This window comes from Sphingobium sp. SG1 (genome assembly GCF_057063145.1).
This window is the reverse complement of record NZ_JBVVOJ010000003.1, coordinates 278,207-291,875: the sequence shown is the minus strand read 5'-3', so window position 1 is coordinate 291,875 and position 13,669 is coordinate 278,207. Positions and strand designations below refer to the sequence as shown.

At 65.8% G+C, this 13,669-nt stretch carries 12 protein-coding genes and 1 riboswitch; all 12 genes read left to right on the top strand.

Annotation, left to right across the window (positions count from 1 at the left end; translation table 11 throughout):
- The first annotated feature begins 131 nt into the window (after positions 1–131).
- The 12 genes from murC to gcvT all read left to right on the top strand — a co-directional run bounded on the left by murC (position 132) and on the right by gcvT (position 13,663).
- Positions 132–1,559, top strand: a complete 1,428-nt coding sequence (gene murC / locus AC0KVN_RS09330) for a UDP-N-acetylmuramate--L-alanine ligase (protein WP_435566751.1) — start codon at positions 132–134, stop codon at positions 1,557–1,559.
- A complete protein-coding gene (locus tag AC0KVN_RS09325) occupies positions 1,559–1,756 on the top strand; it encodes a hypothetical protein (protein WP_004207957.1) in 198 nt (65 codons plus the stop codon). The genes murC and AC0KVN_RS09325 overlap by 1 nt, the downstream gene beginning before the upstream one ends.
- A 5-nt stretch (positions 1,757–1,761) precedes the next feature.
- Positions 1,762–2,652 (top strand): UDP-N-acetylmuramate dehydrogenase, encoded by an 891-nt coding sequence (murB, locus tag AC0KVN_RS09320; RefSeq protein ID WP_435566905.1) that lies wholly within the window; start codon positions 1,762–1,764, stop codon positions 2,650–2,652.
- A gap of 130 nt (positions 2,653–2,782) precedes the next feature.
- Complete coding sequence (locus AC0KVN_RS09315; protein WP_435566750.1) at positions 2,783–3,739, top strand: D-alanine--D-alanine ligase; 957 nt, start codon at positions 2,783–2,785, stop codon at positions 3,737–3,739.
- Complete coding sequence (locus AC0KVN_RS09310) at positions 3,732–4,694, top strand: cell division protein FtsQ/DivIB (protein ID WP_004207953.1); 963 nt, start codon at positions 3,732–3,734, stop codon at positions 4,692–4,694. The genes AC0KVN_RS09315 and AC0KVN_RS09310 overlap by 8 nt, the downstream gene beginning before the upstream one ends.
- 3 nt (positions 4,695–4,697) lie before the next feature.
- Positions 4,698–5,981, top strand: a complete 1,284-nt coding sequence (gene ftsA, locus AC0KVN_RS09305) for a cell division protein FtsA (RefSeq protein ID WP_483656081.1) — start codon at positions 4,698–4,700, stop codon at positions 5,979–5,981.
- Between the two features lie 108 nt (positions 5,982–6,089).
- Positions 6,090–7,556 carry a cell division protein FtsZ gene (ftsZ, locus tag AC0KVN_RS09300; protein WP_017501206.1) on the top strand — a complete coding sequence of 489 codons (1,467 nt, stop codon included), beginning with the start codon at positions 6,090–6,092 and terminating at the stop codon, positions 7,554–7,556.
- 127 nt (positions 7,557–7,683) lie between these two features.
- On the top strand, positions 7,684–9,618 hold the full coding sequence (locus tag AC0KVN_RS09295) for a tetratricopeptide repeat protein (RefSeq protein ID WP_435566749.1): 1,935 nt from the start codon (positions 7,684–7,686) through the stop codon (positions 9,616–9,618).
- A 9-nt stretch (positions 9,619–9,627) separates the two neighbouring features.
- A complete protein-coding gene (locus AC0KVN_RS09290; RefSeq protein ID WP_435566748.1) occupies positions 9,628–10,779 on the top strand; it encodes a deoxyguanosinetriphosphate triphosphohydrolase in 1,152 nt (383 codons plus the stop codon).
- 385 nt (positions 10,780–11,164) lie between these two features.
- Positions 11,165–11,701: a hypothetical protein gene (locus AC0KVN_RS09285; protein WP_279729247.1), complete on the top strand. Its 537-nt coding sequence runs from the start codon at positions 11,165–11,167 to the stop codon at positions 11,699–11,701.
- Positions 11,702–11,838: 137 nt separating this feature from the next.
- On the top strand, positions 11,839–12,123 hold the full coding sequence (locus AC0KVN_RS09280; RefSeq protein ID WP_435566747.1) for a hypothetical protein: 285 nt from the start codon (positions 11,839–11,841) through the stop codon (positions 12,121–12,123).
- 99 nt (positions 12,124–12,222) lie between these two features.
- Positions 12,223–12,323, top strand: a riboswitch (glycine riboswitch).
- Positions 12,324–12,499: 176 nt separating this feature from the next.
- A complete protein-coding gene (gcvT, locus tag AC0KVN_RS09275; protein ID WP_161734722.1) occupies positions 12,500–13,663 on the top strand; it encodes a glycine cleavage system aminomethyltransferase GcvT in 1,164 nt (387 codons plus the stop codon).
- Positions 13,664–13,669 lie beyond the last annotated feature (6 nt).

Genomic DNA, 13,669 nt, shown 5'->3' with positions numbered 1-13,669 from the left:
TATCTCTCCCCGTTCGGGCTGAGCCTGTCGAAGCCCTCTGCTGAGCGGAGCGAAGCCGCTTCGCCTGCGGCTCTGCTGGGCCCTTCGACTTCGCTCAGGGCGAACGGATATTGGAACAAGGAATATCAGGCATGAAGGGTGTCGGCACCGACATCGGCACGATCCATTTCATTGGCATTGGCGGCATCGGCATGTCCGGTATCGCCGAAGTCATGCATAATCTGGGTTACAAGGTTCAAGGATCCGACGTCGCCGAAGGTTATGTCGTGGAAGGGCTGCGCGCCAAAGGCATCAAGGTGATGATCGGCCACAAGGCCGAAAATCTGGGCGATGCCGCCGTGGTCGTCACCTCGACCGCGATCAAGCGCGGCAATCCGGAAGTCGAGCTGGCGCTGGAAAATCGCGTGCCGGTGATCCGCCGCGCCGAAATGCTGGCCGAACTGATGCGCCTCAAATCCACGGTCGCCATCGCCGGCACCCATGGTAAGACCACGACCACCTCGATGGTCGCGGCACTGCTGGACGCGGGCGGGGTCGACCCGACCGTCATCAACGGCGGCATCATCAACAGCTACGGCTCCAACGCGCGCCTGGGCAACAGCGACTGGATGGTCGTGGAAGCCGATGAGAGTGATGGCAGCTTCCTGCGCCTCGACGGCACGATCGCGGTCGTGACCAATATCGATCCCGAACATCTCGACCATTATGGCAGCTTCGACGCGGTGAAGGACGCCTTTGTCGAGTTCGTCGAAAATGTGCCCTTCTATGGCGCGGCGATGCTCTGCCTCGACCATCCCGAGGTTCAGGCCATCCTGCCGCGCGTGCAGGACCGCCGCATCGTCACCTATGGCTTCTCTGCCCAGGCCGATATTCGCGGCGAGAATGTCCAGCCGGTGCCGGGCGGCAATCGCTTCGACGTCCAGATCCGCGAGCGCGACGGCGCGACCCGCCGGATCGAGGGGATCGAACTGCCGATGCCCGGCCGCCACAATGTGCTGAACGCCATGGCCGCGATCGGCGTGGCGCTGCAGATGGGCATCGATGACGCGACCATCCAGACCGGCTTTGCCAAGTTCGGCGGCGTGAAGCGCCGCTTCACCAAGGTCGGCGAAATCCCCGCTGGCGCAGGCGTGGCCACCGTCATCGACGATTATGGCCACCATCCGGTCGAGATCAAGGCGGTGCTCGCCGCTGCGCGTGAAGGCGCCAAGGGCCGCGTCATCGCCGTGGTGCAGCCGCATCGCTTCACCCGCCTGCGCGACCTGATGGATGATTTCCAGCAGGCCTTCAACGACGCCGACATCGTCTATGCCGCGCCGGTCTATACCGCTGGCGAGCAGCCGATCGAGGATGTCGACAGCGCGGCGCTGGTCGCCGGGCTCAAGCGCCGTGGCCATCGCAACGCGGCCACTGTCACCGATGCGGACGATCTTGCCCGCGTCATCGCCGCCGATGTCCAGGCCGACGACATGATCATCTGCCTGGGGGCCGGTGATATCACCAAATGGGCGGCGGGCCTGTCCGCTGCGGTCATTGCCAAGGCCAAGGAAACCGCCTGATGTTCGAGCTCTTCAATGTCGGCCTCGAAATGCAGAAGCGCATGATCGACATGCAGATGCAGGGCGTGGAAGTCGCGCGCGACATGGTCGAGGCGGCGCAGAAGCAGGTGCAGACCGGCATGGCCGCGCATCAGGCCGGCGAGGCGGGCATGAAGGCGATGAAGAGCTGGATGAATCTCTGGGGCGTGCGCGGTTGACGGTGATGGCTTCTCTCCCGGCCGTTCGCGGCGCGCTCAAGGCCGATGCGCCGCTGGCACCGCTCGTCTGGTTCAAGGCGGGCGGGGCGGCCCAATGGCTGTTCGAGCCCAAGGACGCCGACGACCTGTCCGATTTCCTTGCCATGCTCGATCCGGCGATGCCGGTGATGGCGCTCGGCCTCGGTTCCAACCTGATCGTTCGCGATGGCGGCGTGCCGGGCGTGGTGGTGCGTCTGGGCAAGCCCTTCGCCAAGGTGGAGGCGCTGGACGCCACCACCCTGGTCTGCGGCGGTGGTGCGTCGGGCATCCTCGTATCCTCGACCGCGCGGGACGCAGGCATTGCCGGTCTCGAATTTCTCCGCTCCATCCCCGGCACGGTCGGCGGCTTCGTGCGGATGAATGGCGGCGCCTATGGCCGCGAGACCGCGGACATATTGGTCGAATGCGAGGTGGTGCTGCGCTCGGGCGAGCAGGTGACCTTGCTCAACCGCGATCTTCATTACAGCTATCGCCATTCCAACATGGTCGATGGCGCGGTCGTGGTATCGGCGACCTTCCGCGGCGAACCCGGCGAACCGGCCGCGATCCAGGCGGAAATGGACCGCATCGCCACCGCGCGCGAGGAAAGCCAGCCGCTGCGCAGCAAGACCGGCGGATCGACCTTCAAGAACCCGGACGGGCACAAGGCCTGGGCGCTAGTCGATGAAGCGGGCTGTCGCGGCCTCGCGCTGGGCGGCGCGCAGGTGAGCGAGAAGCACACCAACTTCCTGCTCAACACCGGCGACGCCACCAGCGCCGACATCGAAGCGCTGGGCGAGGAAGTCCGCCGCCGCGTCAAGGAAAAGAGCGGTGTCGAGCTGGAATGGGAAATCCAGCGTGTGGGGTTGGCGAAGTGATCGGTGAATTTTTTCCGTCATGCCAGCGAAGGCTGGCATCTCACTTCCCTTCTTTCACTGTCGGTGAAGGTAATGAGATCCCAACCTTCGCTGGGATGACGAATATTGGAATTGATCTGGAGTGTTACGCATGAGCCGTGGTCCCTGGCATGTCGCCGTTCTGATGGGCGGCTGGTCTGCGGAGCGGCCGGTGTCGTTGTCGAGCGGCGAGGGCGTTGCCAAGGCGCTGGAATCGCGCGGGCATCGCGTCACGCGGATCGATATGGATCGCGACGTCGCCGCTCGCCTGACCGAGACCAAGGCAGACGTGGTGTTCAACGCGCTGCATGGCGTGCCGGGCGAGGATGGCACGGTGCAGGGCATGATGGACCTGATGGGCCTCACCTACACCCATAGCGGCCTTGCCACATCGGTCATCGCGATCGACAAGCAACTGACCAAGCAGGCGCTGGTGCCGCACGGCATCCCCATGCCCGGCGGCCATATCGTGACGAGCGAGAGCCTCTATGCCGGCGATCCGCTGCCGCGCCCCTATGTTCTGAAGCCCGTCAATGAGGGCAGCTCGGTCGGCGTGGCGATCGTCACCGCCGAGGGCAATTATGGCAATCCCATCGCCCGCGACAGCGTCGGCCCCTGGCAGGAATTTCCCGAGCTTCTGGCTGAACCCTATATTCGCGGGCGCGAGCTGACCACCGCCGTGCTGGGCGATGAGGCGCTGCTCGTTACCGAGCTGCGCCCCAAGAGCGGCTTCTATGATTTCGACGCCAAATATACCGACGGCATGACCGAACATGTCTGCCCGGCGGAGATACCGGACGAGATCACGGACGCGTGCAAGGCGATCGCGCTCCAGGCGCACCAGCTGCTCGGTTGCAAGGGCGCGTCGCGCTCAGACTTCCGCTGGGACGACAGCCAGGGCGTCGAGGGGCTTTACCTGCTGGAGGTCAATACCCAGCCAGGCATGACTCCCTTGAGCCTGGTGCCGGAACAGGCGAAAAAGCTGGGTATCGAATATGCCGAGCTGGTCGAGCGGATCTGCGAGGAAGCATTGACGAGGGGGGCGAACATGGGGGCTGGCAATGGCTGAGGCACGGATCCGGCGCGGCGGCACGGCGCGGCTGAGCACGGCGCGGGGCAAGGTGCGCGCCAAGGCCGGATCGGGCCGTGGCCGCCAGCTCAAGCGCCAGTCCTCGTTCGACCGGCTGCTCGAATTGCTGCCGATCAGCGAGGATACGCTGCAGAAGCTGGCCACCTGGGCGATCTTTGCGATTTTCGGTGGCATAGCGATCGCCATCGCCATCTATGCGGGGCTGCCCGACATGGCGCGCCAGCAGGCGGCAAGCCTGGCCGCGCGCGCCGGTTTCGAGGTGGAGAAGGTCGAGGTGCGCGGCGTCGAGCGCATGGACGAGATGCCGGTCTATAATATCGCGCTCGGCCAGGTCGATCGCTCGATGCTCTCGCTCGACCTGCCCAAGGTGCGGCAGGAAATGCTGAAGCTTGGCTGGGTCAAGGATGCGCGCATTTCCCGCCGCCTGCCCGACACGCTGGTCGTCGATATCGTCGAGCGTGATCCGGTCGCGGTGTGGCAGCATGACGGGCAACTGCATCTGATCGACGTGGCGGGCGTGGTGCTGCAATCGGTGTCGGCCGGGGCGATGCCGGACCTGCCGCTTGTGGTCGGCCCCAACGCCAATCTCCAGACCGCCGGTCTCAACAAGCTGATGGAAAGCGCGCCTGCCTTGAAGCCGATGCTGGCTGGCGCAACCTGGGTCGGGAACCGTCGCTGGGATCTGCGCTTTCAGTCTGGGGAAACGCTGTCGCTGCCTGAGGGCGAACAGACATCGGCGGCAGCGCTGGTGAATTTCGCGCGCATGGATGGCGTCAACCGGCTGCTCGGCCGGGGCATCGTCAAGTTCGACATGCGTGATCCCGATCGTTTCGTGCTGCGTCTGCCGCAGGGCCAGACCAGCGATAAGCCGGCAGCGGCGGATGCCAAGGCGGAAAAGACCGCAAGTGCGCCTGCCGCGGGCGAGGAAGGCTAAGTCATGGCACAGCCCAAGGTCGAAAAGCTCATCACCGCGATCGATATCGGATCGTGGAAGGTGTCCGCGCTGATCGCGGGGCGCACCGATACGGGTGAGCTGGCGATCCTGGGCACCGGCCAGCGCGAGAGCCGGGGCGTGCGCCGCGGCTTCATCGCCGATATGGAACGCACCGAACTGGCCGTGCGCGAGACGGTGGAACAGGCCGAGCGTGTTGCCGGCACCAATATCGAGGATGTCTGGGTCAGCTTCTCGGGTGGCAGCCTGGTCAGCGACGTCGTCACGGTCGAGCGCGACATGGGCGGCTATCGCGTCGAGCAGCCGGACATCGACGATCTGCTGACCACCGGCCAGCAGGGCATCGACCCCGATGGCCGCATCATCCTGCATGCGCAGCCGACCTGCTTCACCATCAATGGCAAGGTGCCGGTGAAGAAGCCGCTGGGCATGCATGCCGATCTGCTGGGCGTCGACATCCATGTCGTGCTGGCGGATGGCGCGCCGCTCGCCAATCTCGACCTGTGCGTGCGTGGCGCTTATCTCAACGTCAATTCGATCGTCGCCTCGCCGATCGCCACGGGCCTCGCCTGCCTGTCGGAAGAGGAGCGCGACCTGGGCGTGGCGCTGGTCGAGATGGGGGCAGGGGTCACCAATGTTTCGCTCTATGCCGGCGGCATGCTGGTGGGGCTGCATTCGATCCCGATGGGTGCGTCCGACATTACCGATGATATCTCTTCGGCCTTCGGCATCCGCCGCAGCCAGGCGGAGCGGATCAAATGCTTCTATGGTTCGGCGATGCAGAACCGCCGCGACTTCCGCGAGATGATCGAGATCGCGACGCCCCATGGCGATGTCGCCATTCCGGGGCAGAGCGCCGGCCCCAATGCGGAAGGCGGCAAGATCACCCGCGCGGCGCTGGTCGGCGTCATCTGCGAACGACTGAACCAGATCATGGCGGAAGTGAATGCGGCGCTGGCCGGCATGGGTTTCAACAGCACCGGGCGCCAGGTCGTGCTGACCGGCGGCGGCGCGGAGATGAAGGGCATTGCCGACTATGCGCAAGGCGCATTGGGGCGTGCGGTGCGGGTCGGTCGCCCGCGTGGCTTGTCAGCCATGCCCGAAGCGCATAGTGGCCCGGCCTTCGCTACTTTGGCCGGATTGGCGCTTTACGGCGCTTCAAACCCGGTTGATCTTAGGGCGATGGCGCCTGCGCCGCAAACCGTGCATCGTCTGGGCGCCCCGCAATGGTGGCAGCGCATGATGCGGGCGATGCGGACGAATTACTGAGCGAATTTGAACGAAAACGAAAATAGCAGGTGAAATACTCTATTTTCTGGTGTTAACAATTGATGACGGTTGTCACTTCCTGACGAGGAAGCTGAGGGAGCAAAGTATATGAGCATCGAGATCAGCCCGCCGCATGTGGACGAATTGAAGCCACGCATTGCGGTGATAGGCGTTGGCGGTGCAGGCGGTAACGCCATCGCGAACATGATCGCGGCCAGCGTCGAGGGCGTCGACTTCATCGTCGCCAACACCGACGCGCAGGCGCTGAACGCCTCGCCGGCCGAACGGCGCATCCAGCTTGGCCCGCAGATCACCGAGGGTCTGGGCGCCGGTTCGCGCCCCGAAATCGGTCGCGCGGCGGCCGAGGAAACGATCATCACCGTCGAACAGGCGCTGGAAGGCGCCCATATGTGCTTCATCACTGCCGGCATGGGCGGCGGCACCGGCACCGGTGCGGCCCCGGTCATCGCCAAGGCGGCGCGTGAAAAGGGCATCCTGACCGTCGGCGTCGTGACCAAGCCCTTCACCTTCGAGGGCAATCGCCGCATGAAGTCGGCGGAAAGCGGCATCGACGAGCTGCAGAAGCATGTCGACACGCTGATCGTCATCCCGAACCAGAATCTGTTCCTGATCGCCAACCCGAACACGACCTTCAAGGAAGCGTTCCAGATGGCGGACGAGGTGCTGCAGCAGGGCGTGCGCTCGATCACCGACCTGATGATCATGCCGGGCCTCATCAACCTCGACTTTGCCGACGTCCGTTCGGTGATGGGCGAGATGGGCAAGGCGATGATGGGCACCGGCGAGGCGGAAGGCGACGGCCGTGCGCTCCAGGCGGCGGAAAAGGCGATCGCCAACCCGCTGCTCGACGGTGTGTCGATGCGCGGCGCCAAGGGCGTGATCGTGTCGATCGTCGGTGGCGACGACATGCGCCTGATGGAAGTCGACGAAGCCGCCAACCATATCCGCGAACTGGTCGATCCCGATGCGAACATCATCTGGGGCAGCGCCTTCAACGACAATCTGAACGGCAAGATCCGCGTGTCGGTCGTCGCGACCGGCATCGACAATGAAGTCGGCAGCCAGGCCGCACCGCTGACCCAGCCGTTCAGCTTCGCCAGCCGTCCGGCCGTCGCCGTGCCGCAGGCACCGCGTCCGGCACCGGTGGCCGCACCTGCCCCGGCCGCGCCGGTCGCTGCCGCGCCGGCTCCGGTCGCCGCGCCCGAGCCCGAAGCGCTGGAACTGGACGTGCCCGAAGCTCCGGCACCCGCGCCGATCGCCGCGCCTGCCGCCGAAAAGGCGCCGCCGGCCTTCGCGCCGGCGCGTCCCGCCGCCGTCTTCTCCGACGAGGATCCCTCGCAGGATGAACTGCTGCTCGGCGCCGAAGCGGCCGAACCGACGGCACCGGAAGCCGCGCCCAAGCCCGCCCAGCCGGCGCCGCGCGTCGCGACCGGTGGCACGCTGTTCGAGCGTATGGCCGGCCTTACCCGTGGCAGCGAAAAGGCACCGGGCGCCGAAGAAGGCACGCAGGGTCTGGATATCCCGCGCTTCCTCAACCGCCAGAACAACCAGTAAGGCCAGCGTGCGGGCATAGGCCCGCACCGGCCTGCCAAAGGCGCGCCGTCGGTCGCTTCGGGCGACCCGGCGCGCTTTTTTGTGCAGGTCATTTCCCATTGCTTCCGCGATCCGCTAAGGGAGCGATGTGACACGATCTCATCTATGGATTCTCGGCAGCCTGCTTCTTGCCACGGCTGCGCAGGCGCAAACCGACCAGGCCGATCTGGTCCGGCCCTCGGGCGCCGCGGACCTCAACAATAATCTGGCGAAGCTGGCCACCAATCCGCGGGATTTCAACGCGTTGGTGGGGGCAGGGGAAGCCGCGCTGGAGTTGGACGATGCCCGCGCGGCCGCCGGTTTCTTTGCGCGCGCCGACGCGATCCAGCCCAATAATGGACGCACCAAGGCGGGCCTGGGCCGGGTCATGCTGAAGATGCAGAACCCGGCCGAAGCGCTGCGCCTGTTCGACCAGGCGACCCGTGCCGGCTATCCCGAAGCGACCATCCAGGGCGACCGTGGCCTTGCGCGTGACATGACCGGTGACCAGGCCGGGGCGCAGCGCGATTATCATGCCGCCCTGCAACGCACACCGGACGATGCAGAACTGGTGCGCCGCTACGCCGCCTCGCTCGGTATTTCGGGGCAGGTGGATGCCGCCGACAAGGTGTTGCAGCCGCTGCTCTACAAGAGCGACCGGGCCGCCTGGCGCTATAATGCCTTCATCCTGGCGATGAACAACCGTCAGGCCGAGGCCAAGAAGGTGGTCGACCAGACCATGCCGGCCCAGCTGGCGAGCGCCATCACCCCCTATATGCAGAAAATGCCCTATCTGACGGCGGCGCAGAAGGCGGCTGCGGTCCATTTCGGCCATTTCCCGCAGGTGGTCGCGACCAGCATCACGCCGATCGTGCCGACCCCGCCGGCGCTGGGCGTCCAGCTGGCGTCGCGCGACGCCGCACCTGCCGCCGCCGCGTCGACCGCGCCGGCCCAGGGTGATCGCCGCACGACCCGCAACGGCAGTGGCCGGCAGCGCGGCACGTCGCTGGCCCGCGCGCCGCTCGGCACGCCCGCCGCCCGCCAGCCCGCGTCGACCCAGAGTCGGCCGCCGGTGGCCGCACAAGCCACGCAGCCCACTGTCCCCGCGCCTGCGCCCGCAACGGTCCAGCCGCTGCCCGCCGACACGCGCGGACGCCAGCCGGTCGTCCAGCCGACGCTGAGCCAGAGCGCCCGTTCGGAGATGGTGCAGCCGGTGCCCGGTCAGGCGACCACCCAGACGCCAGTGCCGACCCCAGCGCCGTCGCCCGCCCCGGTCCGCAGCGCATCGGCCGATGTGCAGGGGCCGCCCGCGCCGGGCCTCGACGCGCTGGATGGCGGCGCGCCGCGCTCGACCGCGCCGGCGCCGACCACCGGCCAGCCGAGCGCCGCCTCGCAGCTCAATTCGAGCGCCCTTGCCCAGGCGTCGAGCGTGACCCCGCCGGCGCCGCAGGGCACGCCGCCTGCAGAGACGCCATCGGCGCCGGTCGCCACCGAATTCACGCCGCCGGCGGGCAGTGCCGCGCCGCAGCCGGCGCCGGAGGCGACCCGGAGCCTGGCCGACATCATCCACGCCATCGACGTGCCCGACAGCGAGCGCCGCTCGAACGTGGTCGCGGTCGACCTGGCCGAGGTCGAGAAGCTGCAGGCTGCCCGCCGCGCCGCTGCGCGCCAGGCGGAGGCGGACAAGGCGAAGAAGGCGGCCGCCGCCAAGGCCAAGGCGGAAGCCGACGCCAAGGCGAAGAAGGAAGCCGAGGAAAAGAAGCGGCTGGCCGCCAACCCCGCGCGCAACTGGGTGCAGATCGGCACCGGGCAGAAGAGCGCGCTGGCCTTCACCTTCAAGCGCTTGCAGGGCAAATATGACGCGGTCGCGCCGCAGGATGGCTGGAGCGCAAGCTGGGGCCAGACCTCGCGCCTGCTGATCGGTCCCTTTGCCAGCTTCACCCGCGCCAGGGCGGTCGAGGCGGACCTCAAGAAGGCCGGCGCCGATGCCTTCGCCTGGCAGAGCGACGCGGGCGAGGTGGTCGAAAAGCTGGGCAGCAAATAAGGGGTTCGCATGACGATGCTCGCATCCTACGCCTCTCAGCCCGACCAGAGCCGGGGACGGCTCCATGCCGAACCGGGCGGCGAGATGCGCGGCCCGCGCGATATGTTCCAGCGCGACCGCGACCGTATCATCCATTCGATCTCCTTCCGTCGGCTGCGGCACAAGACGCAGGTGTTCGTGTCGCCCGACGGCGATCATTATCGCGTGCGCATGACCCACAGCCTGGAGGTGGCGCAGATCGGCCGCGCCATCGCCCGCACGCTTGCCCTCAACGAGGATCTGACCGAGGCGCTGTGCCTGGCCCATGATATCGGCCATCCGCCCTTCGGCCATGCCGGCGAGGATGCGCTGGAGGCGGCGCTGGAGGATCATGGTGGCTTCGATCATAATGCGCACACGCTGCGCACGCTGATGCTGCTGGATTCGCCCTATCCGCGCTTTCGCGGCCTCAATTTGAGCTGGGAAATGCTGGAGGGGCTGGCCAAGCATAATGGCCCGGTGACGAAGCCCGGCTGGGCGATGCGTGAACTGGACGCGCTGTTCCCGCTCGACCTTGCCAGCCATGCCTCGCTGGAGGCGCAGCTGGCGGCGCTGTCGGACGATATCGCCTATGACAATCACGACATTGACGATGGCCTGCGCGCCGGGCTGCTGAGCCTGGAACAGCTTTTGACGGTGCCGCTGGTGCGCCATTGCTGGGATCGGGTGACTACCCGATATCCCGATGTGCCGCAGGATCGGCTGCTGCGCGAACTGGTGCGCGAACAGATTGGCGTGATGGCCAATGATCTGCTCACCACCACCCGTGCCAATATCGCGGCCGCCGGGGTGGAGACGGTTGCCGATGTCCGCGCGCTGGGCCGCACGCTGGTCGCCTTCTCGCCCGAACTGGCGGCGCAGGAACGCGAGCTGAAGCGTTTCATGTATGCGACCCTCTATCATCATCCCGACCAGCTGGCCGCCGCCGACCGGGCGCGGGTGATCGTGATGGACCTGTTCCGCGCCTATCTGGCCGACCCCGCCCTGATGCCGCCCGAATGGCGCGACGAATGCGCGCTGGAAGAACCAACCCGCAGCCGCCATATCGCCGACTTCATCGCCGGCATGACCGATCGCTATGCCGAAAAGCGGCATGCCGAAATTTGCGGGGCCCTGGTCTAGGCGCGAGCGGCCGTCTTCGACGCGACAGTTGAAAGTTCACAGTGTCGTTACACGCGCATTCTGGCGTGTTTGCACGGCCCTACGCGCCTGCGACGCGCCGCCTGGGTCATGTCGATGCGCCTATGACGCCTCTTCCGCGCGACACCGACGCGACAATGAGACGACAGCGAAGCGACGCCGACGGAGCTTGCGGGCGATAAGGCGGAAGGGGCAGGGGGCTGTTCCATCGGGCAGGATAGATCAGAGAAAGCCGGAGTAGGAAAGGGCACGGGCGACCATGGCTCTGGCCGCTGACGACCAATTATTGCCGCTTATGGAGATTGCCGAAATGCTTTAAAGCGGCCATCGAAACCTAGGCTGCCTATCAAAGCGAACAGGAAGCTCGGTGGACGCATTGTCATTCAAGAATGCTCTTCGGAACGCGAAGCCTGCCGCAGAAGCCTTTGCCACCATCGGCCTCAGCAAGGACGAGGTTATTGATATTTCATCGTCTTTCGAAATGTTCGATCGAACGATGGCGCAATCTAATAATCTCCCAGACCCTACGTTGCGTGATTTGTTTGCGCGCTATGACGCCAGCAACACCGAAATAGGTATGGTCCGTTTCCGCGACCTTCCTGAGCCAGCGCAAAACGGTTTTATCATAGGTGATGTAGAAGCAGATTACCTAACTCTGGAGACCCCCTCCGGAGAACTGGTAGTGCGTGACCATGCTGACCCAGATCACCTGATATGGAAATGCGCGCGGAACGGAGCGAGTCTGCTCGCTGCCCTGTCCATAGCGGGAGAATATCTGGGCGCGTGCATGATCGTCGATCAAGCAGGCACAGCATTTCAACAAGAGGCTCTCAAAGACTGTGTGAAAGTTGCAGGAGGGCGAACATACGGCCGCTTTTACGAAATGCTATTAGGCGTTGGATAAGCCAATTGGTGTCCAATTTTGCCAACAGTCGGTTGAAAGCTGCCGTTCTGCTATCCACCCAAACTCCGCCAACGGAAACGCTGCGTTGGCGTTCCGCCGGCTGGTCCGGTCGTCGCGCGGGCTTTATCTCTCTGCCCATGACACTGCATCCCCAGATCGCGGCCTTTGCCGCCCAGCTTGACGATCTTTCCCGCCTGTTGCGGGCACAGGGCGCGCGGCCCTGGGCGGATCGGATCGACCTCATCCAGCGCGCTGTCGCGGACTCCAACTATGCCGGCGTCAGCCGCTTCCTGGAGATGTTCGACGGGGAGGGCGGCTTTGCCGACCTGACCCTCTCGGACGAAGCGGCCGATGCGGCGCTCTCCGAATGCCGGGCGGCGGCGTTGGCGATGGCGCAGCGGCTGGCGCGCGAGGAAGGCTGATCCGGCCATAACCTGCGTCCCTGCAACATTTGCCCGATTGACGCCGCCCGCGCTTTGGGCAAATGCGTGGGGCGTCTCCGGTGCCGAGGATTCGGCAGCGGGCACGATGCGGGAGAGCATGGGCGCCTTTCAGGCTTGAGCCCGTCGCCGAAGGAGCAACCGCCCCGGAATCTCTCAGGCCAAAGGACCGCATCGCGCGTAGATACTCTGGAAAGCGGATGGCCCCGTGCCGTCCCACCGAAGGGGTAAGCCAGCCGGTCCCAGGCCGCTGGTCAAAGCTCTCAGGTTCCGTGACAGAGGGGGTGGCATGCCGGAAGCGCCGATTCGTCGGCTGCGCTGGCCTGTCGCCGCATCCCTCCTACGGAAAGGTCTTGCCATGACCGCCACTGACGACGTCGCCGCCCTCGAAGCGGAACTGCCCCTCGAAGCCCTGCCGCTCGACGCCTGGCACCGTGCCAAGGGCGCGCGCATGGTCGGCTTCGCCGGCTATCATATGCCGATCCAGTATGAAGGCATCATGGCCGAACATAGCTGGACCCGCGAACATGCCGGCCTGTTCGACGTCAGCCATATGGGCCAGCTCACCTTCTCCGACGAGACCGGCGGCGCCAGCGTCGATGCCGCGCTCGAAACCCTGCTGCCCAGCGACATCAAGGGGCTGAAGCCCTTCCGCCAGCGCTACTCGATGCTGCTGGACGCGGAAGGCGGCATCCTCGACGACCTGATGGTCTCGCGCCCCGGCGACGGTGCGTTCGAAGGCGCGGCGATCTACATGGTCGTCAATGGCGCGACGAAATATGACGATATCGGCTGGATGATCGAGCATCTGTCCGACGACGTCACCATGAATCACATGGCCGATCAGGCGCTGTTGGCGCTGCAGGGCCCGGAAGCGGGCGAGGCGATGGCCGCGCTCATCCCCGAAACCGCCGACCTCATCTTCATGCAGTCCGGTCTCTTTACCTGGCGCGGCGTGCCGCTGTGGATCAGCCGTTCGGGCTATACTGGCGAGGATGGCTTTGAAATCAGCGTGCCGGGCGATTCCGTCGCGCTGCTGGCCGATGCGCTGTGCGCGCTGCCGCAGGTCAAGCCGATCGGCCTTGGCGCGCGCGACTCCCTGCGTCTGGAGGCCGGCCTGCCGCTCTATGGCCATGACCTGTCGCCCGCCGTCAGCACCATCGGCGCGGACCTGGGCTTTGCCATCCAGAAGCGCCGCCGCGAGGAAGGCGGCTTCATCGGCCATGCCCGCGTGATGAAGGAACTGGCCGAAGGCCCCGGTTCCAAGCGCGTCGGCCTGAAGATCGAAGGCCGCCTGCCGGCCCGCGAAGGCGCGCAAATCTACGCCGGCGATGTGCTGGTGGGTGAAGTCACCTCGGGCGGCTTCGCGCCGAGCGTGGGCGCGCCGATCGCCATGGGCTGGGTCAGCCTGCCTTATTCCGCGCTCGACACCGCGCTGGAGATCGAGGTTCGCGGCAAGCGGATTGCAGCGGCGGTTGCGCCGATGCCGTTCGTTCCGCATCGTTATCGCCGCAAGGCCTGAATTACC